This window comes from Paenibacillus sp. FSL H8-0122, assembly GCF_038005345.1.
In the GTDB taxonomy this organism is placed as follows: Bacteria; Bacillota; Bacilli; order Paenibacillales; family Paenibacillaceae; genus Paenibacillus_AQ.
Genome location: NZ_JBBOTB010000001.1, coordinates 6,177,697 through 6,198,045, shown reverse-complemented (window position 1 = coordinate 6,198,045; position 20,349 = coordinate 6,177,697). Strand labels below are relative to the sequence as shown.

15 protein-coding genes and 1 pseudogene are annotated in these 20,349 nt (G+C 55.7%); 10 read left to right on the top strand and 6 right to left on the bottom strand.

Annotation, left to right across the window (positions count from 1 at the left end):
- Positions 1 to 284 precede the first annotated feature (284 nt).
- The gene (locus tag NSS64_RS26455; RefSeq protein WP_341142086.1) at positions 285 to 1,334 is read right to left on the bottom strand and encodes a cation diffusion facilitator family transporter; all 1,050 of its coding nucleotides are present in this window, start codon (positions 1,332 to 1,334) and stop codon (positions 285 to 287) included.
- 215 nt (positions 1,335 to 1,549) lie between these two features.
- Here NSS64_RS26455 and NSS64_RS26450 point away from each other — a divergent pair, with 215 nt between their 5' ends.
- Positions 1,550 to 3,877: a heavy metal translocating P-type ATPase gene (locus NSS64_RS26450; RefSeq protein WP_341142085.1), complete on the top strand. Its 2,328-nt coding sequence runs from the start codon at positions 1,550 to 1,552 to the stop codon at positions 3,875 to 3,877.
- Positions 3,878 to 4,061: 184 nt separating this feature from the next.
- Positions 4,062 to 6,089 carry a methyl-accepting chemotaxis protein gene (locus tag NSS64_RS26445; RefSeq protein ID WP_341142084.1) on the top strand — a complete coding sequence of 676 codons (2,028 nt, stop codon included), beginning with the start codon at positions 4,062 to 4,064 and terminating at the stop codon, positions 6,087 to 6,089.
- Positions 6,090 to 6,180: 91 nt separating this feature from the next.
- Here NSS64_RS26445 and NSS64_RS26440 read toward each other — a convergent pair whose 3' ends face one another.
- The 3 genes from NSS64_RS26440 to NSS64_RS26430 all read right to left on the bottom strand — a co-directional run bounded on the left by NSS64_RS26440 (position 6,181) and on the right by NSS64_RS26430 (position 8,384).
- Positions 6,181 to 7,143 (bottom strand): L-lactate dehydrogenase, encoded by a 963-nt coding sequence (locus NSS64_RS26440; protein WP_341142083.1) that lies wholly within the window; start codon positions 7,141 to 7,143, stop codon positions 6,181 to 6,183.
- A gap of 271 nt (positions 7,144 to 7,414) precedes the next feature.
- Positions 7,415 to 7,921 carry a CcdC family protein gene (locus NSS64_RS26435; protein ID WP_341142082.1) on the bottom strand — a complete coding sequence of 169 codons (507 nt, stop codon included), beginning with the start codon at positions 7,919 to 7,921 and terminating at the stop codon, positions 7,415 to 7,417.
- A 202-nt stretch (positions 7,922 to 8,123) separates the two neighbouring features.
- The gene (locus NSS64_RS26430; protein WP_036732764.1) at positions 8,124 to 8,384 is read right to left on the bottom strand and encodes a GlsB/YeaQ/YmgE family stress response membrane protein; all 261 of its coding nucleotides are present in this window, start codon (positions 8,382 to 8,384) and stop codon (positions 8,124 to 8,126) included.
- Between the two features lie 256 nt (positions 8,385 to 8,640).
- Between NSS64_RS26430 and NSS64_RS26425 the strand changes: the two genes are divergently transcribed.
- Positions 8,641 to 9,693, top strand: a complete 1,053-nt coding sequence (locus NSS64_RS26425) for a lactonase family protein (RefSeq protein ID WP_076083424.1) — start codon at positions 8,641 to 8,643, stop codon at positions 9,691 to 9,693.
- A gap of 116 nt (positions 9,694 to 9,809) precedes the next feature.
- On the opposite strand, the gene NSS64_RS26420 is transcribed toward NSS64_RS26425, so the two are convergent.
- Positions 9,810 to 12,137, bottom strand: a complete 2,328-nt coding sequence (locus NSS64_RS26420) for a poly(ethylene terephthalate) hydrolase family protein (protein WP_341142081.1) — start codon at positions 12,135 to 12,137, stop codon at positions 9,810 to 9,812.
- Between the two features lie 408 nt (positions 12,138 to 12,545).
- On the opposite strand from NSS64_RS26420, the gene NSS64_RS26415 reads away from it, so the two are divergent.
- The 4 genes from NSS64_RS26415 (at position 12,546) to NSS64_RS26400 (ending at position 15,990) form a co-directional block, all read left to right on the top strand.
- The gene (locus tag NSS64_RS26415) at positions 12,546 to 13,667 is read left to right on the top strand and encodes a sulfate ABC transporter substrate-binding protein (protein WP_341142080.1); all 1,122 of its coding nucleotides are present in this window, start codon (positions 12,546 to 12,548) and stop codon (positions 13,665 to 13,667) included.
- Positions 13,668 to 13,778: 111 nt separating this feature from the next.
- Complete coding sequence (gene cysT, locus NSS64_RS26410) at positions 13,779 to 14,630, top strand: sulfate ABC transporter permease subunit CysT (RefSeq protein ID WP_341142079.1); 852 nt, start codon at positions 13,779 to 13,781, stop codon at positions 14,628 to 14,630.
- Positions 14,631 to 14,804: 174 nt separating this feature from the next.
- On the top strand, positions 14,805 to 15,668 hold the full coding sequence (cysW, locus tag NSS64_RS26405; RefSeq protein WP_341142078.1) for a sulfate ABC transporter permease subunit CysW: 864 nt from the start codon (positions 14,805 to 14,807) through the stop codon (positions 15,666 to 15,668).
- A 100-nt stretch (positions 15,669 to 15,768) separates the two neighbouring features.
- On the top strand, positions 15,769 to 15,990 hold the full coding sequence (locus tag NSS64_RS26400; protein WP_036732753.1) for a YezD family protein: 222 nt from the start codon (positions 15,769 to 15,771) through the stop codon (positions 15,988 to 15,990).
- Between the two features lie 53 nt (positions 15,991 to 16,043).
- Here the strand turns inward: NSS64_RS26400 and NSS64_RS26395 are convergent, their stop codons facing one another.
- A complete protein-coding gene (locus tag NSS64_RS26395) occupies positions 16,044 to 16,352 on the bottom strand; it encodes a hypothetical protein (RefSeq protein WP_036732747.1) in 309 nt (102 codons plus the stop codon).
- Between the two features lie 228 nt (positions 16,353 to 16,580).
- On the opposite strand from NSS64_RS26395, the pseudogene NSS64_RS26390 reads away from it, so the two are divergent.
- The 3 genes and pseudogenes from NSS64_RS26390 (at position 16,581) to NSS64_RS26380 (ending at position 20,061) form a co-directional block, all read left to right on the top strand.
- Positions 16,581 to 16,990 (top strand): annotated as a pseudogene (locus tag NSS64_RS26390) (GNAT family N-acetyltransferase).
- A gap of 60 nt (positions 16,991 to 17,050) precedes the next feature.
- Positions 17,051 to 17,683 carry an NAD(P)-dependent oxidoreductase gene (locus NSS64_RS26385; protein WP_341142077.1) on the top strand — a complete coding sequence of 211 codons (633 nt, stop codon included), beginning with the start codon at positions 17,051 to 17,053 and terminating at the stop codon, positions 17,681 to 17,683.
- A gap of 449 nt (positions 17,684 to 18,132) precedes the next feature.
- Entirely contained in the window at positions 18,133 to 20,061 is a 1,929-nt protein-coding gene (locus NSS64_RS26380; protein WP_341142076.1) for an NAD(P)H-hydrate dehydratase, read from the top strand.
- Positions 20,062 to 20,349: the final 288 nt, after the last annotated feature.

Sequence of the window (20,349 nt, the reverse complement as noted above, 5' to 3'; positions counted from 1 at the left end):
AAACAGCATACAATTGGTGGTCGTGAGGGCAAGTGGTTCGAATATATGTGGAAAACAGCATACAAATGGTGGTCGTGAGGACAAGTGGCCCGAATGTATGTGGAAAACAGCATACAATCGGTCGTTGTGAGGGCAAGTGGCCGAATGTATGTGGAAAACAGCATACAATCGGCAGGCCTACAGAATCGTTAGGTTTTCCTCGTACTCCCTCAAATTTCTCGGCTTCTCACGGACTCGCTTGGACTCTCACACTCCCTCACCCTTCTCCGCGTACTCCCTCTTCCTCAGACCGGAAGATGACCGTGCTTCACAGTGGAATTCTCAATCTGCAGTGTGGTGTGCCGGATGCCGAAATTCTCTTCCACCATTTTAAGTGCCAGTTGCAGTACCTGTTCCGAATTCATCCCGTCCTTGATCAGCAGATGACCGCTGAGAGCATCCAGGCCGGAGGTGATGGTCCAGATATGCAGGTCATGCACATCCTGAACCCCTTCAATTGCCAGTAGCGCCTTCTCGACATCATCAGCATTCACGCTAAGCGGAGTTCCTTCCATAAGGATATGGAAGGCCTGCTTGATGACACCCCAGGCGCTGCGCAGGATGAGCAGGGCGACCAGCACACTGATGATAGGGTCTGCCACATACCAGGAGAACAGGTTCATAATCAGACCGGCCGCCAGCGCTCCAACGGAGCCGAGAGCATCGCTGATCACATGCAGATAAGCGCTGCGGATATTGATGTTGTCTTTAGCCCCGCTTTTGCGCATCAGCGACCATGCGCTGACGAGATTGGCCAGCAGTCCGACACTGGCAATCAGCATCATTGTTCCGCTGGCTACCACCGGAGGGGCGGAGAAGCGCTGGAACGCTTCATACATAATGAATCCGGAGATTACAAACAGGGTCACCCCGTTGAACAAAGCCGCCATAATCTCAAACCGGTGGAAGCCGTAAGAGTTCTTGGAGGATGCCGGCTTCACCGCGATAATCATGGCCACAAGGCTAAGGGCAAGGGAAGCGGTGTCGCTGAGCATATGCCCCGAGTCGGACAAAAGAGCCAGGCTCCCGGTGAGCAGGCCGCCGAAGAATTCAAGAAACATAATACCGCCTGTGATGATTAAGGCGATCAGCAGGCCTTTCTTATTATCCGGTGCATGGGAATGTGAATGGGAGTGGGAATGCGAATGCCCGCCAGCGTGCGAATGAGCATGTGAATCGTTGTGCGTATGCTCTGCATTCTCATGACCGGGGGGCTCCGATCCATGTCTGTTCGAATTTGCTGCATGCTGGTGCTGCCCGGAAGGTCTAACGTTGTTCATTTTGGAATTGTTCATTAGGTAGGACCCCTTTTCAGTTAACATATGAATGATTGCTCATATGTTAATATTATGACGGCAGCAGGCAAATTACAAGCTTTTGTTATTTTTATTTTTGCCACAAACTGTGGGCTGAATGCATTGACACTGTATGATTCAGGGGAATATAATAAGTGTAAGTTAACATATGAACAAATACTCATATATAGGAACGATCAAGGGAGATGAGTCATTTGAGTACGGTAGAAGACAATGTGAAGCGCAAGTGGGTCCTGGATGGGCTGGACTGCGCGAATTGCGCTATGAAGATCGAGAATAAGGTCAAGAAGATCGAAGGCGTGTCCTCATGCTCCGTCAACTTCGCGACGAAGACCATGACACTGGAGACAACAGCTGCTGCTGCGGATGAAATCGCCGAACAGGCTGAGCATACGGTAACCAAGCTGGAGCCGCATGTGAAGCCGCGTGCAGTTCAAGCTTCACGGGCGGTCAAGAAGCCGTTGTCTGCGGAGGGTGCAGCTCAGGTACGCGGTGTAGCGGTTCAAGGACAGGGACATGTTCATTCCCACGGCGAACTGCACGGTCATGAGCATGCCCACGGAGAAGGGCATTCCCAAGAAGAAGGGCACCAGCATTCACATGCTGCTAAGCATAACCACAGCCAGGAGGAATCACATGGCCACGGACACAGCCATGAGCATGGGGAGGGCGATACGCGCCGCATCCTGATGCGTCTGGGCGGCGGTGCCATTCTGGCTGCGGCCGGGATGTTCCTGCCGGTCAGCGGGATCACCGAGCTGCTGATCTTCCTCGCAGCCTATCTGATTGTCGGCGGAGAGGTCGTCCTCGCCGCTGCCCGGAATATTGTAAGGGGCCAGGTGTTCGATGAGAACTTCCTGATGGCCCTTGCGACCATCGGCGCCTTCGCCATCGGCGAATATCCCGAAGGCGTTGCGGTTATGCTCTTCTACCAGGTAGGGGAGCTGTTCCAGGGGATGGCGGTGAACCGTTCACGCCGTTCGATTACAGCGCTGATGGATATCCGGCCGGAGTTCGCCTATCTGAAGGAAGGCAGTAATCTGCGCAAGGTGTCCCCCGAAGAGGTTAGAGTAGGAGACAGCATCGTAGTTAAGCCCGGCGAGAAGGTTCCGCTGGACGGGATCATTCTGGAGGGCAGTGCGATGATGGATACCTCGGCGCTGACCGGAGAATCGGTGCCCCGCTCGACACAGCCGGGAAGCCAGGTACTCAGCGGATTCATTAACCGCAATGGCGTGATTACCATTGAAGTGACCAAGGACTTCGGTGAATCCGCAGTCTCGCAGATTCTGGAGCTGGTCCAGAATGCTACGAATAACAAAGCAAAGACAGAGAATTTCATCACCAAATTCGCCCGTGCCTATACGCCGGTCGTAGTCATAACAGCGCTGCTGCTGGCAGTGGTTCCGCCGCTGGTTCTGAGCGGAGCTACCTTCTCCGACTGGATCTACCGTGCACTGGTCTTTCTCGTTATCTCTTGCCCATGTGCGCTTGTCGTGTCGATTCCCCTCGGGTTCTTCGGCGGGATCGGTGCCGCGTCGAAGAACGGGATTCTGGTGAAGGGCAGCAACTATCTGGAAGCCTTGAATGATGTGAAGATCGTTGTGTTCGATAAGACAGGAACCTTGACCAAAGGCCAGTTCACGGTAACCGGCAATGTACCGGCGGAAGGCTTCACCGAGCAGGAGCTGCTGCGGGTAGCGGCTTATGCGGAGAGCCACTCCAGCCATCCGATTGCGGAATCCATCCGTGCAGCCTATGGCGAAGCTATTCCGGGTGAAGCCATTACCGGCTATAACGAAATTTCCGGCCACGGCATCGCCGTTACCGTGGAGGGGAAGGCAGTGCTGGCCGGGAATGCGCGGCTGATGGAGCGTGAAGGGATCGCCAGCGTAACCCCGCAGGAGTACGGGACGATCGTTCATATTGCTGTAGATAAGCGCTACGCAGGCTATCTCGTCATTGCAGATGAAGTGAAGGACGATTCGCTTAAGGCCATTCAGGCTCTGAATGCACTGGGAATCCACAAGACGGTTATGCTGACTGGTGACGCTGCCCCTGTAGCCGAGTCTGTCGGCAGACAGCTGGGCATTCAGGAGATTCATGCTGAGCTGCTGCCGGGAGATAAGGTCGCGGCGATTGAACAGCTGGAGCGGGATAAGGGGCCGAAGGAGAAGATCATTTTTGTCGGGGACGGGATTAATGATACTCCGGTGCTGGCCAGAGCGGATGTCGGGATTGCCATGGGCGGACTTGGCTCGGATGCAGCCATTGAGGCTGCGGATATTGTAATCATGACCGATGAGCCTTCCAAAATCGCTTCCGCCATCGGGATCGCCAAACGGACGCGGACCATTGTCTGGCAGAACATTGCTTTTGCGCTGGGAGTCAAAGCGGTCTTCCTGCTGCTGGGAGCGTTCGGAATTGCCACGATGTGGGAGGCCGTATTCTCAGATGTCGGAGTGACTGTACTCGCTGTACTGAACAGCATGCGCGCCTTACAGCCGCCGAAATCGGTATAATCGTGTAAGATGAAGCGATAATGAAATAATTATGAAAAGTATAAGCCTTAATGATCCTAATTTTTGGGTCTTAAGGCTTATTTTTATTGCATGTATTATGTTTTTTGTCTATTTATGCCGATATATCAATATACATATTTACAGCATATGGAAGACCAGAATGGGTTTCTAGGGGGATTTTGCGGTGAATGAGGGAAATGTACGGTCAAAATTGAAAATGAATGCAAAGAATGGAAAATCATTATCGCTGCAAAGCAAGTATTCGCTTGTTATTTTGGCAATTGCTATTGTACCTCTGCTTGGCGTCACGATTTTTTTCATGCAGTACTTCGGGGGTGTAACCAGAGACGACAGCGAGGAGCTGGCCCAGAATATTCTGGAGATGAACACCACACGGATCGTAGAATGGCTGAATACGCGGACATCTGCGGTCCAGGAGCTGATTGCGCAGCATCCTGAATTCGATACCGCAAGACCCGATACTATTTTTCCGGTGGTCAAGGTACTCGAAGAGAGCGATACTCAGTCCGAAGGCTACAGCGTCATTAACAAGCAGGGCATTCTGGCCAATTCCCTTAAGCTTACGGCGGATGTAGGCCAATCGGCATATTTCCTGCAGGCCAAGGAGAGTCTTGCTCCGGCGGTAGCGGAGATGTCTTATCTGGAACAGCTCAGTAAATATATTATCCCGGTATTCGTTCCGGTCGTGGACAAGGACAAGCAGTTTGGCGGCGGTATCGCCTTCTCGGTGACACCGGACATTCTGATGGAGATGGGCAAAAACATTCACGTGGGCGATACCGGCTACGGATATGTGATCTCTGGCAAGGGTGATTATTACGCCTACTCCGAGACCGAGCGGATCGGCAAGAATATCGCGGATTACGCCAAGACCACAGAGATGAAGCAGGCCGTAGCGCATATTCTCGGCAAGGATGCAGGCTCGGAGGCCTACAAGGGAGAGGACGGAAAGCAGGTGATTACCTATTTCCGTACCGTCCCGGGCACAGACTGGAAGCTGCTGATTACGGTTCCCAAAAGCGAGATTACCGCTAAAGTCACCTCAGCCCAGCGGATAACCACACTGTTCATTGTAATCATCATTCTGGCGGTCATTGCCTTGGCCTTGTATCTGACCCGTCTGATTGTGAAGCCGATTGTGGCAATCTCCGGGGTGATGAAGAAAGTAGCGGACGGCTATCTCAGCGAACGGGTAACCGTGCGCTCGGGTGATGAGATCGGCCAGATGAGCCAGAGCATTAATGATATGATCGGATCATTGTCCGGCATTGTCGGCAAAATCGATGCTACCGTGGCGCAGGTTGCTGTCTCGGCAGAAAGTGTGCTGAAGTATGCCAATCAGACCTCGAATACGTCGGCTGAGATTGAGACGGTCGTCCAGGAGGTCGCCCAGGGAATGGGCGAGCAGTTCAAGGGCTCGGAGCAGGCGGCCAGAGCTACGGAAGAGATGGCGATCGGGCTGCAGCGGATTGCGGAATCCTCTGTTAATGTGTCCGACCAAGCGGAGACGGTCAGCACGGAGGTCGAGAACGGATACGTGGAGATTCAATCCACACTTAAGCAAATGACTGTAATTAGCGGCGCAGCGGAGGAGACCTCGGCTCTGATCAGCAATCTGAGCATTCAATCCGAACAGATTGGCGAGATTGTTGACGTAATCTCCGAAATCTCCAATCAGACGGGGCTGTTATCCCTCAATGCGTCGATTGAAGCGGCCAGAGCAGGCGAGCATGGGCGCGGGTTCGGCGTGGTGGCGAATGAAGTGAAGAAGCTGGCGGAGCGCACGAACAGTGCCATTGTGAACATTGTGGAGCTGATCCGTCAGATTCAGGAATCCACCAGAGCGGCCGAGGTCTCTATGGAGAAGAGCATTGCTGAGATCGGAGACGGTATGGGTAAAATGCAGAATGTAGGCACCTCCTTCGACCATATCCGCTCGTCCATCCGTGAGGTATCGGTTCAAATTCAGGACGTCTCTGCCGTCAATGAGCAGATGTCCGCCGGGACAGAGGAGATTACAGCCTCCATCTCCGATATGCTGATTATTGCCAGAGATTCTGCCGAGAGCGCCGAGATGGTGGCTGAGGCCTCCACCGAGCAGCGGAATCTGATGGGCCAGGTTGTCACCTCAGCCGAATCCCTCAACCAGCTGATGAGCGAATTGCGCAGCGAGATCGAGAAGTTTCAATAATATCAGGTAAAATAACCGCAAACACCCCTCTGCCCCACAGGTTACTGTGTGAAGCAGAGGGGTGTTTGCGGTATAGGCTGTGCTGTTAAGCTTAGTGCTGCTCCTCCAGCGTGAGGCTGTCAATCCCTGTGCGGATGATCCTGCAGGAGTCGGTGAATTTAGTCATCTCCGTATCGCTGAGGTTCAGCTCCAGCAATTCCTGAATACCGCTGCTGCTGATAATGGCCGGGACTCCGGCGCATACGCCGCGTTGTCCGTATTCCCCGTCCAGGATGGCGGAGACGGCGATGATTTTGTGCTCGTCATTCAGAATGGAGCGGGTGATATAAGCGAGGGCACTGCCGATTCCGAAGTGAGTCGAGCCCTTGCGCGTAAAAATCTCCCAGCCTGCATCCTTCGTCTTGCGGGCAATATCCTCCAGGTCCAGGCTGCTGAAGCGCTCGCGGTGCTGCTCCATAATCTGCAGAATCGGCTTGCCGCCGATGGTCACATGGGACCAGGCCACGAACTGCGACTCCCCGTGCTCGCCAAGAGCGTAGCCGTTGACGCTGCGCGGATCAATCGTGAATACCTCGGACAGCAGTGTCTTCAGCCGGGAAGAGTCGATGGAGGTGCCGGTGCCGATCACCCGGTGCCGCGGCAGGCCGGAGATCTGCCAGACCATATACGTTACAATATCTACAGGGTTCGCAGCGACGACGAAGATCCCATCGAAGCCGCCCGCCATAATCTCGGTGATGATCTCCCGGGTAATTACAGCGGCGGCATCCAGTACATCCAGCCGGGTCTGCCCGGGCTTGGGATTGGCGCCTGCCGTCAGAATGACGACATCCATCCCCGCACAGTCGCTTGCGGTGCCGGCATAGACCTTGGTGCGTGTTCCGGTGAAGTCCATGCAGTGCGAGAGATCAAGCGCTTGTGCCATGGCGCGGTCGTAGGTGCGGTCGATCATCATGATCTCATCGCATACGGCTTGATTCACCATGGAATAGGCAACGCTTGAGCCGACCATGCCGGAGCCGACGATTGCCACTTTTCTCGATTTACTTTTCAATTGCCCAGTCCCCACTCTCTACAAGTATGGTACTATTCTAACTGATCTCATCGCAAGTTACCTGACATGGCACCGAAAATGCCCGCTACACCCGTCCGTTATTTGGCCACAATTCACATGGGAGGTTAGAGTGTCTGAATTCTTATAAACTATAATATGCAGCGGATGGGCAATTGGGAAGGCAGAAGGAAAAGGTATCCCCGGCAGTCATCCCTATGGCTGCCGGGGATACCCCCTTGTACATAATCATATAATCCATCCCTGCTTCGCCTTAGACCCGGGGCTGCGGAATCTGCGGCTCGGCAGGCAACATTCCGGTATAGTGCTTATACATGAACAGTCTCCAGTGGAGGATCATGCCGAAGGCAAGAATGAAGAATAATCCGCCGGACTGCGGAACAGAGACATACCGGTTGATGAACTCATGGAGCAGGGTGCGGACCAGCAGCAGTCCCAGCAGAATGAAGGCGAAGCTCTTGGAGCGCTGGGCATAGATCAGCCCCTCACGTTCTTCGAACCGCGTACTGCGGATTAGCGGATAGGCAAAAATAAACCAGCCGACCAGGAAAGCCGCTACCGCCCACCACCAGGGGAAGCGCACTTCCGGTATGACGAACATGGCGAAGCCGGTGGACATGCCAAGCGGCGGAATCCATATTTTGCGGATGGTTACCGGGCGGGCGCTGGCTTTCATGCGGATAAAAATCACCATCAGCGCCATGAATACAGCTCCCAGTGTGGAGCCCACATGCAGAAGTGAGGGGTTGATGTTACCCATAATTCACGTTCCTCCTCTGTGATTTCGGTCACTATTTACTTCATTATAGCAGATAATGAACGAATTTCATTAATGATGCGCAGCCTGCCTCATGCGGGGGGATATGCCCGAAGCACACAGCAAACCCGCCAGAGTCTAACCCCGGCGGGTCTGCTTGCTAAGTATAGTACAGCAGCTTCGTTAAAGCATGCTGCCATAGAGCTTAAGAACGGCTACGTCCGCCAACCGAACGCAGAATCAGGCTTACGATAAAGATCAGAACCACAGCACCGATCAGTGAAGGGAAGACATAGTAGTCGCTGATCTTAGGTCCCCAGCTTCCCAGCAGCATGCCGCCGAGCCATGAACCGAGAATACCAGCGATAATGTTGCCGATAATTCCGCCTGGAATGTCTCTACCCATAATCAACCCGGCCAGCCAACCAATTACGCCACCAACAATCAACATCCATAGTAAACTCATTAACTCTCAGCTCCTTTTGTGTTTGTTGTCTTCGATGGTTACTATTAACCTTATGCACAGCGTTTAAACCAGTGTTAAATTTTGCCGGCACACATTTATTTAGTATTCCAGTCTGTCCAAAATTATGCTGTTTAACCCTGATAACGCAGTGGGTACATAAAGATGTTATAGTGAATTTATGGTTCACCCGCTGAGTGAGTATAGGGGTGTACAGGGTATATAAGCTTATATACTATACAATAAAGGAGCCGCTGCCATGCACCAGCCTAATGAAGTATTATTCTATATTGGAACGTACAACAGTGAGGAGAGAGAGGCCATCCTGCTCGGTGCGCTGGATAAGGAGAGCGGAGAAATGAGGGTTATGGGCGGTACCCGGGGGATCCAGAACCCTTCCTATCTGGCGGTTAATGCGGCGCAGACGGTATTATATGCTGTGAGTGAGCAGGATGAGGGTGAGGTTCATGCCTACGCCATTGATCCCGGCAGCAAAGCGCTGCATCCGCTGGGCAGCAGAGCGACCGGGGGCGGCGCGCCCTGCTATGTCTCGGTGGCTCCGAAGGGAGACTACATAGCCGTGTCTAACTATACGGGAGGGAATGTCAATGTGTTCCCGCTGAAAGAGGACGGGTCATTACAGGAGATGTCCTCCCAGGTGAAGCATGAGGGCTCGGGAATCCGCAGCGACCGTCAGGATGCCCCCCATCCCCATTCCGTGATTCCGGACAAGACGGGGGATCATGTGCTGGTCTGTGATCTCGGTCTCGACCAGATCGTGTTCTATCGTGTGGAGGACGGGAAGCTGGTCACTCACCGGGAGGTAGAGCTTCCTCCAGGCTCAGGACCGCGCCATCTGGCGGTTCATCCTTCGCGGCAATGGATCTATCTGGTTAATGAACTGAACAATACGGTTACCCTGTTCGCCAATGATGAGCCTCAGGGCAATCTGAAGCTCCTGCAGAGTATCAGCAGTCTCCCGGAGCATTATACCGCCGGAAGTGATGATACGGCTGCCGATATCCATGTCTCCCCATGCGGACGCTATCTCTACGTATCCAACCGTGGGCATGACAGCATCGCACTGTTCCATATTGATAAGGCTACGGGTCTGCTGGAAGCGGAGGACTGGGTGACTTCCGGAGGAAGGACACCGCGTAACTTCGCTCTGATCGGCGGCATGCTGCTCGCTGCTAACCAGAACAGCGGCAATATTGCCTCCTTCCGCATAGACAGTGAGACCGGACGGCTGATCCCCACCGGCAATGAGCTGGAAGTGCCGGCACCTGTCTGCCTTGTAGCCCTGGACTAACCTGTACAAGCATCTCTGTGCAGGAACAGCAAAGCCCCCTGTGAGCCGGAGTATGGCGGACAGGGGGCAATTTGGGCTGTTGTTATTATTTATTTTATAAATAGAATGATGTCCGGTTAATACACTCCTGTCAGCGGGTCCTCCCGTTCATAGAAGCCGATGTCGTCCAGCATAATCTTGTCTTCTGTCCCTTGCAGATAAAAGGTGATGTCCTTCAGACTGTCCGGATCAAGCTCGGGCTCTTCCTCAAGGAACAGCTCGAAGGGCAGCTTGTACGTCTGGTAGACGGCTTCCGAGCGGTTGCCGAATTTGCCGTCACTGATCCGCTCCTCCAGCCACGGACTAAGCGTAAACTCAGTCTGCGGCAGCGGCAGAATATCCATCACCTCGTCCAGGGGGATTCTTGCGGCGGTGTCGTTGCTGTCAGTCAGCTCCACCTCCACATCCGGGGAGAGCTCAGTTTCCGGCATCGCCCCAGCATCGCCGTCCTGGTTAGGATCGGAGTTATGGTTCGCCAGGGAGAAGGCCAGTCCCTCTACGGCAGGGGATTCCGCAAGCGTCTGAGTCAGCGTGTCGCTAAGCCTAATGCTGTAAGCGGCTTCGGCATCCGTATGCTCCTGATCCGGGCTGCTACTGCGCTCCAGCAGAATACCGTAAGAGGGCTTGTTGTTCCGTTCGCGGTCCTTCGCGGCCTCTTCGCTCCAGTGAAGCCCCGTTGTAGCAGAGACGGTCCCGCCTTGGACGGCGCCCAGGTTGCGGTCTTCATCATAGTCCGCCACCGTGATATAGGCCCCGCTCTGGAAGCGGTTATAGTAGGCGGTATCCGGCAGCCACCGGGCGCCGCTGCGGTAATCGCGGAACAATTGCCGGTACTCGCTCCTTCCGTGGAGCGTGGTCTCCAGGAAGGCAGAGACATAGACCTTGGCGATTCTCCGCTGCTCCTCCCCGTCCATGATCCGGGAGCGCTTCAGGAACAGGCCGGTAGGCAGCGTCTGGTCATATAGCCCCCAGTCCGTATTGAACTGGCTGTGATTAGCGTCGGCAATATAGAGCGAGCTTTTGAAGCCAGGGGTATTGCCGGTGTAGGAAGAGCGCATATATTGACGGTCCCCGTAGAAATCATGTACATCGCCGTCACGGGCGCCCTGGAGTGTCAGATAGCTCACATCGGTTAGACGGGCCTGCTTGCTGTCGATCATTTTATCTGTAGGAGCCAGGGCAATGACTGAAGTAATATGGAACTGCTGAATAGCGTCCAGAACAGGATCGCTGCTGAACCAGAGCGATGCATCCGCAGCCATGGCTGCGGCCTGGCCGCCCCGACTGTGGCCGAGCAGCGCAACAGAGTCATAATCTACCTTCTGATAGAAGGGAGTGCCGGGCTGCTCCGCGAAGCTGCCGATCTGCTGCAGATGCTTCAGAATCATCCAGGTCCGCGCCTTGAAGTCATTGTCCGGAATACCCGACCAGGCTGAATAATTCAGGAAATTCTCATCCAGGGTGACCGCGATGAAGCCCCGGCTGGCCAGTAATTCACCCAGATAGGTATAGCCGTCCTCGGAGAAGTCCTCCATCATATGGTTGCCATGGACCATGAGCACCAGCGGATAAGGCCCGTCCCCATCCGGCATCCATACTCTGGCATTCAGCGGGAGGGAAGCGGGATCGAAGCCCCAGAACAGGGTCCGCAGCATGGGCCAGGAAGAGATATATTCGGTAGCATCCACGGAAGCAGAGGCTAGCAGGACATCCTTGCCATACGCCTTGCGCTGCAGATCCTTGCCGCTGCCATAGGTGAAGGTGTGGAACGCATAGACGCCCGGCTGGGCGGGATCGTCCGCCGTTACGGGAAGCACCTGTCCGTCCTCCGCCAGACTCTGAAGCGAGGGTACAGGTACCGGGCTGCTTCCCGTCCCATAGCCATAGGCCAGTGCGAAGGGGGAGAGGAAGAGTGCCGCTGCCAGCAGACCACCGGTGAACATTCTCCGGGTCCGCAGCAGACCGGCTGCAAGTCCCCCTATCCCGCAGGCCAAGGCTGCGATACAGGCGACAACGGCTGCAGCTCCAAGCTCCAGATCGGAATAATACAGGATCAGCAGTACAGCCCCATAGGTGCTGAGTAAAGAGCCTGCGAACAGATGCGGAAGCCGCAGTCCGGTTAAGGAGAGCAGCACAGCCAGCAGATTGCTGGACAGTGCCATAACAAGTGTTCCCGCACCGGCTGCCAGCATGATATCTGCTGCGCTCCCGAGCCCGGTAGGGATACCCATGACAGCTATAGTAAAAGCCAGAATACATAGAATCCAAGGACCGCTCAGCGCAGTCCTCCATAAGGTTGTATCGTACCTGTACGTTTCCAGGATACGTCTGCCCAGTTCTCTGAGTACACGCCTGTGCAGCCGCGGTCCCTGCGGCGCGGGGCCATACTCCAAATCCATTCCCATGATTATTTCCCCCGGTGTAAGCGGCAATAATAGAAACTGCGCTGCCGTTTCTATTTATATGAATTCGCTCTATTTTCGCTCAATAAGATGTAGCAATGATATTACTTTGAGGCAACAATAACAAGTGGGTCTTACAGGAACGGGCGCCACTTCCTGCCCCGGGTCCGGCGGTCGCCGTCTTTCATTCAAAGTGAAAAAAAGGTTTGACAGCGCGGGAAGCGTTCAGTATTATATCTGTATAACCTACTAAATGGGTAGGAATAATCGAATAAGTTCTTACCGTACAGACGGAGGAACGCCTGCTTCAGGCTCGCAGATACGTGTCTTTAAGACCGGTTTGACTTGCCGCAAGCGGGCTTTCCTGCGTCTATTACTTGTTACAAGACTATTATGGGGGAGTGGACTAAGATGACAAAAGGGATCAAGAAGGGGCTTCTCGCCGGGGTTGCATTGATATTGACGGCAGGGCTTACGGCTTGCGGGAACAGCAATACAGGGAACAGTGCGGGTGCCGGAACAGCGGCCCCGGCACCCACAGAAGCGGCTGCAAATTCTCCGGCCGCAACGGAAGCTGCCCAGACACAGTCAAAGGAACCGGTCGAGCTGCTGAATGTATCCTACGATCCAACGCGTGAGCTGTATGAGAACTACAACAAGGCCTTCGCCGCCTACTGGGAGCAGGAGACCGGCCAGAAGGTAACAGTCAAGCAATCACATGGCGGATCGGGCAAGCAGAGCCGGGCAGTGCTGGATGGCCTGGAGGCGGATGTCGTTACGCTGGCGCTCGGGTATGACATTGATGCGCTTCAGGAAGCTGGCTTGATTGGCGCGGACTGGCAGAGTAAATATGAGCATAACAGCTCCCCGTATACCTCCACCATCGTCTTCCTGGTCCGCAAAGGCAACCCGAAAGGCATCAAGGATTGGCCGGATCTGCTGAAGGAGGGCGTAGAGGTCATCACCCCTAACCCCAAGACCTCCGGCGGTGCCCGCTGGAACTACCTGGCTGCCTGGGGCTATGCGCTGGACCACAATAACAATGATGAAGCCAAGGCCCAGGAATTCGTGCAAAAGCTGTTCAAGAATGTACCAGTCCTGGACACCGGCGCGCGCGGCTCGACCACTACCTTCGTGGAACGCGGCATCGGGGATGTACTGATCGCCTGGGAGAATGAGGCGTATCTGTCCATCAAGGAGCTGGGTCCGGACAAATTCGAGATTGTGAATCCGTCAGAGAGTATTCTGGCTGAGCCGCCGGTTGCTGTGGTGGATAAGGTCGTCGATAAAAGAGGAACGCGCGAGGTAGCAGATGCCTATCTGAAATATCTCTACACCGAGGAAGGCCAGAAGATTGCTGCCGAGAACTATTACCGTCCGACACTGGATAGCGTTAAGGCACAGTTCAAGGACCAATTCCCGGAAATCAAGCTGTTCACCCTGGCGGATAAATTCGGAACCTGGAAGGAGACGCAGGCGAAGCACTTCAATGACGGCGGGATTTTCGACAAAATCTACGTTCCGGGCAGCTGACGGCGGAGTTCGTGAACGATGATGCAGAAGCGGCAAGACCATACTGACAGGCGGAATTCCGCCAGAGGCTGATCGGCCATATGCCGAAGGCAGGAAAGGATGAATGGGCACATGAATGTCACGACCAAAGCTGCTGTAAGGACGGTGTCACGGCGCAAACTGCTGCCGGGGTTCGGGATTACGATGGGATTCAGCGTGCTGTATCTGAGTCTTGTGGTTCTGCTGCCGCTGTCCGCGCTGCTCTTCAATTCAACGGGGCTGAGCTGGGCCAAGTTCTGGGATGTGGCTACGGATGCCCGCGTCCTGGCCTCCTATCGTGTCAGTCTGGGTACGGCGGGCGCTGCGGCCCTGATCAATGTTGGTCTGGGACTGCTGCTGGCCTGGGTGCTCGTACGGTATGAATTCCCCGGCAAAAGAATCTTCGACGCCCTGATCGATCTGCCGTTCGCGCTCCCTACAGCCGTGGCGGGCGTATCGCTGACCGCTCTCTATTCCCAGAACGGCTGGATCGGCTCTCTGCTGGCGCCGCTGGGAATTAAGGTAGCCTTCACGCCGCTGGGCATCACGCTGGCGCTGATGTTCATCGGCATTCCCTTTGTCGTCCGCACGGTACAGCCGGTGCTGGAGGACCTGGACAGAGACATGGAGGAGGCAGCCGCTACGCTGGGGGCAGGCCGCGGGCGGACCTTCCTGCGGATTGTCCTGCCGGAGCTGTTCCCTCCGCTGCTTACGGGCTTCGCCCTGGCGTTCGCCCGGGGCATCGGCGAATACGGCTCAGTCGTTTTCATCTCCGGCAATATGCCGATGCGCACCGAGATCGCCCCGCTGCTGATCATGTCCAAGCTGGAGCAGTTCGATTACGCCGGAGCGACCGCCGTGGCCCTGATTCTGCTGCTGCTCTCCTTCCTGATGCTGCTGGTCATCAACAGCCTTCAGCATTGGGCGCGGAGGAGCTCGCGGTAAGGGAGAACGGGTATGCTTCATAAAACTTAAGCGTATGCTTCCGAGGCGAGTTTTGTCTGGAGCGGATTCAGGATGCATATACTAACAAAACTTAAGCTTAAGCTTCCGAAGCGAGTTTTATTGCGAAGTTAATCGATGAAGTAGGGCTTCATAAAACTTTTAGGAGGAATAAATATGGCCGGTACGGTTCCCTTGCATGTCCCCGGGCCGCGTACAGGCGCGTCATCGCCCTCTACCACAGAGTCCCGAGCGGTGAAATGGGTGCTCATCTCCCTGGCCGGACTGGTCCTGCTCTGGCTGATTGCGCTGCCGCTGATCATTGTGCTGGTGGAGTCGCTGAAGCGGGGGCTGGATGTCTACTGGGCCGCATTGACCGACCCGGACGCCGCCTCGGCGCTGAAGCTGACGCTGCTGGTCGCCGCCATAACGGTACCGCTGAATACGGTCTTTGGGGTAACGGCGGCGTGGGCGGTGACCAAGTTCCGTTTTCGCGGCAAGGGCTTTCTGGTGACGCTGATCGATCTGCCTTTTGCCGTATCCCCGGTGATTGGCGGGCTGATCTTCATTCTGGTGTTCGGCTCGCACGGCTGGTTCGGCCCCTGGTTAAGCGACCATGATATCAAAATCGTCTTCGCTCTGCCGGGCATCGTGCTGGCTACACTGTTTATCACGTTCCCGTTCGTAGCCCGCGAGCTGATTCCGCTGATGGAGGAGCAGGGTACACAGGAGGAGGAGGCTGCGATTACGCTAGGTGCGCACGGGTGGCAGATCTTCTGGCGCGTAACGCTGCCGAATATCAAGTGGGGCCTGCTCTACGGCATTATTCTCTGTAATGCACGGGCCATGGGTGAGTTCGGGGCCGTCTCGGTGGTGTCCGGGCATATTCGCGGGGAGACGAATACGTTGCCGCTGCATGTCGAAATTTTGTACAACGAATATCAGTTCTCGGCATCCTTCGCGGTGGCTTCTCTGCTGCTCCTGCTGGCACTGGTGACGATGGTTGTAAAAAGCCTGCTTGTACGCAAAAATGCTCATTGACAGCTATTGGGTGCCGTGCTAAGTTAATTCATAGTATACAAGGTGGTAATAACGGAATTTAGGCAGAGTTATTCCCTAACCGGGAAAGGGAGGCTTGCGAATGGCGAAACCACTGAAGGTGGATGAGGTATGGCTTGCGCGGATAACGGAACTGCTCGACGATATGGAATTCGGCTCCTTGCACATCGTAGTGCATGAAGGCCAAATCGTACAGATGGAGCGCACGGAGCGCAAACGTTTCGAGAACAGCACAGCAAATTCACGTGGTAGTGGAGAGACCGGAAGCCGGCGGACCGATACCCGTGCAGGGGGACGAGGATAATACAGAAAGACCTTCGACGGGTTACCCCATCGAAGGTCTTTTGTGATTGACTATCAGTAACGTGGATTGCGCCGTGATCCGCTCAGCCCTTCTACGAGCAGAATAATAGCAGTAATGGCATGCATCACCCAGCCGACAAAAGGAATCAGGGCAACCACCGAGGTGACCACGCCCACTGCATTTCCGATAATCGGACCACGCTCTCTCAGCAGAATGATTATGGCTACCGCATGCAGCAGAAAAGCGATTCCTAGCGGTGCCCAGGCATTTGCCACCACAAAGCTTCCCCCGATAATCGGCAGCGCCAGAAAAGCCTCATAAGCGAAAGTTCCCCATTTAAACAGTTTCCCTGTAGGAGACATAATTACTTCACCAACCTTCCAAAATAGTAGTGTTGCTTGTCTATCCACAGTTTACCCAAGGACACGGGGTAAGAATAACCTGCCCGCCCTCAGAGTGCAAGTGCTGTGTTTTGAGTTATTGTACGCCGGAGGAGGCGGGGCGTTTCAATTTTGAACAAATACATATATATTGGTATCAGTATGGCAGGCGGGTTATGCTTGCAGATTGCAGTAAATAGGAGGAGTAGCATGACAAATTCAGCACAGCCGGCGATCCGGCAGGAGCTGCCCACGGTAGAGGATTATCTCGCACTGCGGCAGGAAGCCGGGCTTAGCCCGATGAGCATAGAGGGGGCGTCCGCCGGACTGCCTAACTCTGCTTTTGCGGTGACGGTGTATGCGGGCGGCTGGTGGGAATGGGCAGGGTTATTGGGGACGGGGGATGTTTTTTTCAAGTGACGGATATCGCAGTGAAGCCTTCCTTCCAGGGACAGGGTCTCGGAAAAACCATCATGCGGGAAATCCGCGCGTTCCTGGACAGTGTGCCGGAGAAGGCATATATCAGTCTCATTGCTGACGGGGAAGCGGCCAAGCTGTATGCCAAATACGGGTTCGCGCCGGTAATGCCTGCTTCACAGGGAATGTTTCTGCGGCGATAAATCGTATGAATTCAAGTAATGCTAAAGGATAGCAGATTAGGAAAGTGAGGCAGCGGTAGAATGGATATTGTAGTGTTTGGAGCATCGGGCAGGGTTGGAAGTGCCATCGTACAGGAAGCGTTAAAAAGAAAACATGAGGTCACGGCTGCGGTACGCAGACCGGAAGCCTTCGGCCTTCAGCATGGGCGGCTGCAGGTGACGGCTGCTGACCTTCTGGACCCGTCTTCAGTAACGGCAGCGGTGCGCGGACATGAAGAGGTAATCAGTGCGTTCGGTCCGGCGGCGGGGCATGAGAATGATCTGTTGCGGGTGGCGGATTCACTGCTGGAGGGGCTGCGGGCGGCTGGGCTTGAGCGTCTGATCATTGTCGGCGGAGCAGGCAGCCTCAAGACGGAATCGGGAGAATGGCTGATGGACACCGCCGGATTCCCGGAGGACTACCGTGCGCTGGCTTCGGCTCATGCCAACGCGTATGAGATCTATAGAGGGTCAGAGCTGGACTATACGTATCTTAGTCCGCCTGCCGCTCTGGTAGACGGGCGCCGTACCGGCCAATTCCGTATCGGACTCGACCGGCTGATTGTAGACGAAGACGGCCGGAGCAGCATCAGCATCCAGGATTTCGCCGTGGCAGTCATCGATGAGCTGGAGGAAGGCAATTTCAGCAGAGCCAGGTTTACTGTAGGGTATTGATGTGGTATACGCGGAGGCGGAAGGTGAAAAGGCAGAGGTAGAGGCAGCGGCAGGTTTAATCGCACTCTGTACAACTAAAACGCCTGATTTTTTACCGATTATCCGTTTAGTTGCAGTCTGTACATTTAAAACATCCTCTGTGCCGGGATTCTCCTCATTCGGGCAGATATAGTTGTACAAACTACAGTTAGAAGAGGAGGGCTTTGCTTTTGCGTGTTTTTAGGTGTATGGAATGCAACTATGGATGCAAGTATGCTTATCTGATCCTCAGGACTAAGGGATCATTGTATATCCTTAACTAACTAATATAGAGGTCCTCTTCGTAGCGGGAGGGCTTTTTGCTGTTGGAGGGGCTTGTCGCTCGTTGGCCGCCATGAGCTACCTGGGTTATTTGCTTGCTGATACGGGACTTAGTACAATCGAAGCAACTATAAAGGAGGTCTGGAGCAATGGATGTGGTGACAGCGGAGGAGATGCGGGCATTCGACCGCGACACGATCGAGCGGCTGGGCATCCCGGCCATCGCCTTGATGGAAAATGCCGGACGGGCCATTGCCGAGGAGGTCATCGCCCTCTGCCGCCGCCGGGCAAGTGAAGCTGGTGTGCCTGGTGGCGGGGCGTGGGGGGCTGGAGCGGGAGCGGTTGGAGTCGGAGCGAAGTGGAATGGAACGGGTACGGCTGGAGGCGGAGTGTGGAGTAATGAAGCGGGAGTGCTGGGTGACGAAGCACGGTGGAATGGGGCAGGCATGGCTGGGACTGAAGCGGGAGCGAGCGTTAATGGTGCACCGGGTGATGGGTTCGGCACAGTTGGTGGCGGAGTGCAGAGTAATGAAGCGGGAGTGCTGGGTAGCATGATGCAGTGGAACGGGGCAGGCGTGGCTGGAGCGGGCAGTGGCGGCGCGGGCGCTTTAAGCGGGCGCGGGGCGCCAGGCTTCGGCGCTGACGCTGCGGGCTTCTCCGTCAGCGGAGATGCGGCGCTGACGCTTCCCGCTGCCGGCGGAGAGCATTGGCTCGTCCTCGCCGGCAAGGGCAACAACGGCGGCGATGGCCTCGCCGCCGCCCGGCACCTGCGTGAGGCCGGCATCGCCGTCACGCTGGTGTACGCGGCCGCGCCGGAGTCGCTGGCCGGCGAAGCCGCGCTGCAGCGTGATGCTGCTGCAGCCATGGGCATTCCTGCCGTAGTCTACGGCAGGGACGCCCTGGATCTTGCCGCATGCAGCGGCATCGTGGATGCGCTGCTCGGCACAGGCAGCGCGGGAGCCCCGCGCGGTGCCTATGCGGAGCTGATTGCCGCTGCGAACGCCAGCGGCAGAGCCATTGTGTCCGCGGACATCCCCAGCGGGCTGGATGCGGACACGGGGGAGACGCATGAGCCCTGCATTCATGCGTCAGTGACCGTCTGCCTCGCGTTCCTGAAGCGAGGGCTGCTGCAATATCCCGGCGCGCAGGCCGCCGGGCGGGTCGTGGTCCGCTCCATCGGCATACCCGCTGCCCTTGCCCGGGAGGGAGGCGTCCAGGTCAGCCTCCTGACGCCGGAAGTACTGACGGCGCGCCTGAAGGTCGACCTGGCGCGCCGCCGTTCGCCCGAGGGCCACAAGGGCACCTACGGGCATGTCCTGCTTGCAGCAGGAAGCCTGCGCATGAGCGGTGCAGGCCTGTTGTCTGCCCGCGCTGCACTGCGCGCAGGCTGCGGGCTGGTAACCTGGGCGCTGCCGGAGAAGCTGCTGCCCTATGTGATCGGTTCTGTACCGGAGCTGATGCTGGCCCCGGTCACCGGAGGTGACGGGGAGTGGAATGCGGGTACGGCCGCTGAAGTGCTGCGGCTGAGCACCAGCCGCGATTGTATAGCTATCGGCCCCGGCCTGGGCCGGTTCGAAGGAGACACGGAGTGGCTCCGCAGACTATGGGAGGAGACGGACGGTCCTATGGTTATCGATGCGGATGCGCTGAATATACTGGCCGATACCGGTTACCGGAGCTGGAGCCGCCGCCATCCGGTTATTCTGACCCCGCATCCGGGGGAGATGGCCCGTCTGGCGGGGATATCTACAGCGGAGGTGCAGCGGGACCGGATCGGAATAGCATTGTCCTACGCAGTTCAGCATGGGGTAATCCTTGTGCTCAAAGGAGCACATACCGTAATAGCAACGCCCGAAGGGCAGGCCTATATCAATATCACCGGACATCCCGGTATGGGCACCGGCGGTGCGGGGGATGTGCTGACAGGCATCATCTCCGGTCTGCTGGCCCAGGGCCTGGAGGCGGATCAGGCCGCAGCGTTCGGAGTCTATCTGCACGGGCTGGCTGGAGAGCGCGCCGCCCGGAAGCGGGACCACCCTTCCGCCCTGATCGCCGGGGATATTATCGAAGCGCTGTAAGTGTAGGCACCGGCTCGATTTCTCCAACCAACATTCCTTTAACAAATTCAAGCTCTTGCTCGCTCTGGCGCACGGCCCTGCTTCGAGCTCAAGTCTATGTTAGTCTGCTATCTGCTTTAGCGGATAATAGGTGGATTTCGTCCACCTGCTGATGAGCGGATGAGTGCTGGCGGGATGTTAGTTGGATAAACGACACTTCATTTGGCACATTTCACCCCAGGCGGCAAAACTAACTTTATTAGTTGTAGTTTTTCCACCTGCTTGCCTATAATCGGCAGAAACGGATGA

Coding starts and splice junctions, on each gene's coding strand:
- NSS64_RS26455 (WP_341142086.1), bottom strand. CDS start 1,334: ATGAACAATTCCAAAATGAACAACGTTAGACCTTCCGGGCAGCACCAG.
- NSS64_RS26435 (WP_341142082.1), bottom strand. CDS start 7,921: ATGGGTAACATCAACCCCTCACTTCTGCATGTGGGCTCCACACTGGGA.
- NSS64_RS26430 (WP_036732764.1), bottom strand. CDS start 8,384: ATGAGTTTACTATGGATGTTGATTGTTGGTGGCGTAATTGGTTGGCTG.
- NSS64_RS26425 (WP_076083424.1), top strand. CDS start 8,641: ATGCACCAGCCTAATGAAGTATTATTCTATATTGGAACGTACAACAGT.
- NSS64_RS26420 (WP_341142081.1), bottom strand. CDS start 12,137: ATGGGAATGGATTTGGAGTATGGCCCCGCGCCGCAGGGACCGCGGCTG.
- NSS64_RS26415 (WP_341142080.1), top strand. CDS start 12,546: ATGACAAAAGGGATCAAGAAGGGGCTTCTCGCCGGGGTTGCATTGATA.
- cysT (WP_341142079.1), top strand. CDS start 13,779: ATGAATGTCACGACCAAAGCTGCTGTAAGGACGGTGTCACGGCGCAAA.
- cysW (WP_341142078.1), top strand. CDS start 14,805: ATGGCCGGTACGGTTCCCTTGCATGTCCCCGGGCCGCGTACAGGCGCG.
- NSS64_RS26400 (WP_036732753.1), top strand. CDS start 15,769: ATGGCGAAACCACTGAAGGTGGATGAGGTATGGCTTGCGCGGATAACG.
- NSS64_RS26395 (WP_036732747.1), bottom strand. CDS start 16,352: ATGTCTCCTACAGGGAAACTGTTTAAATGGGGAACTTTCGCTTATGAG.
- NSS64_RS26385 (WP_341142077.1), top strand. CDS start 17,051: ATGGATATTGTAGTGTTTGGAGCATCGGGCAGGGTTGGAAGTGCCATC.
- NSS64_RS26380 (WP_341142076.1), top strand. CDS start 18,133: ATGGATGTGGTGACAGCGGAGGAGATGCGGGCATTCGACCGCGACACG.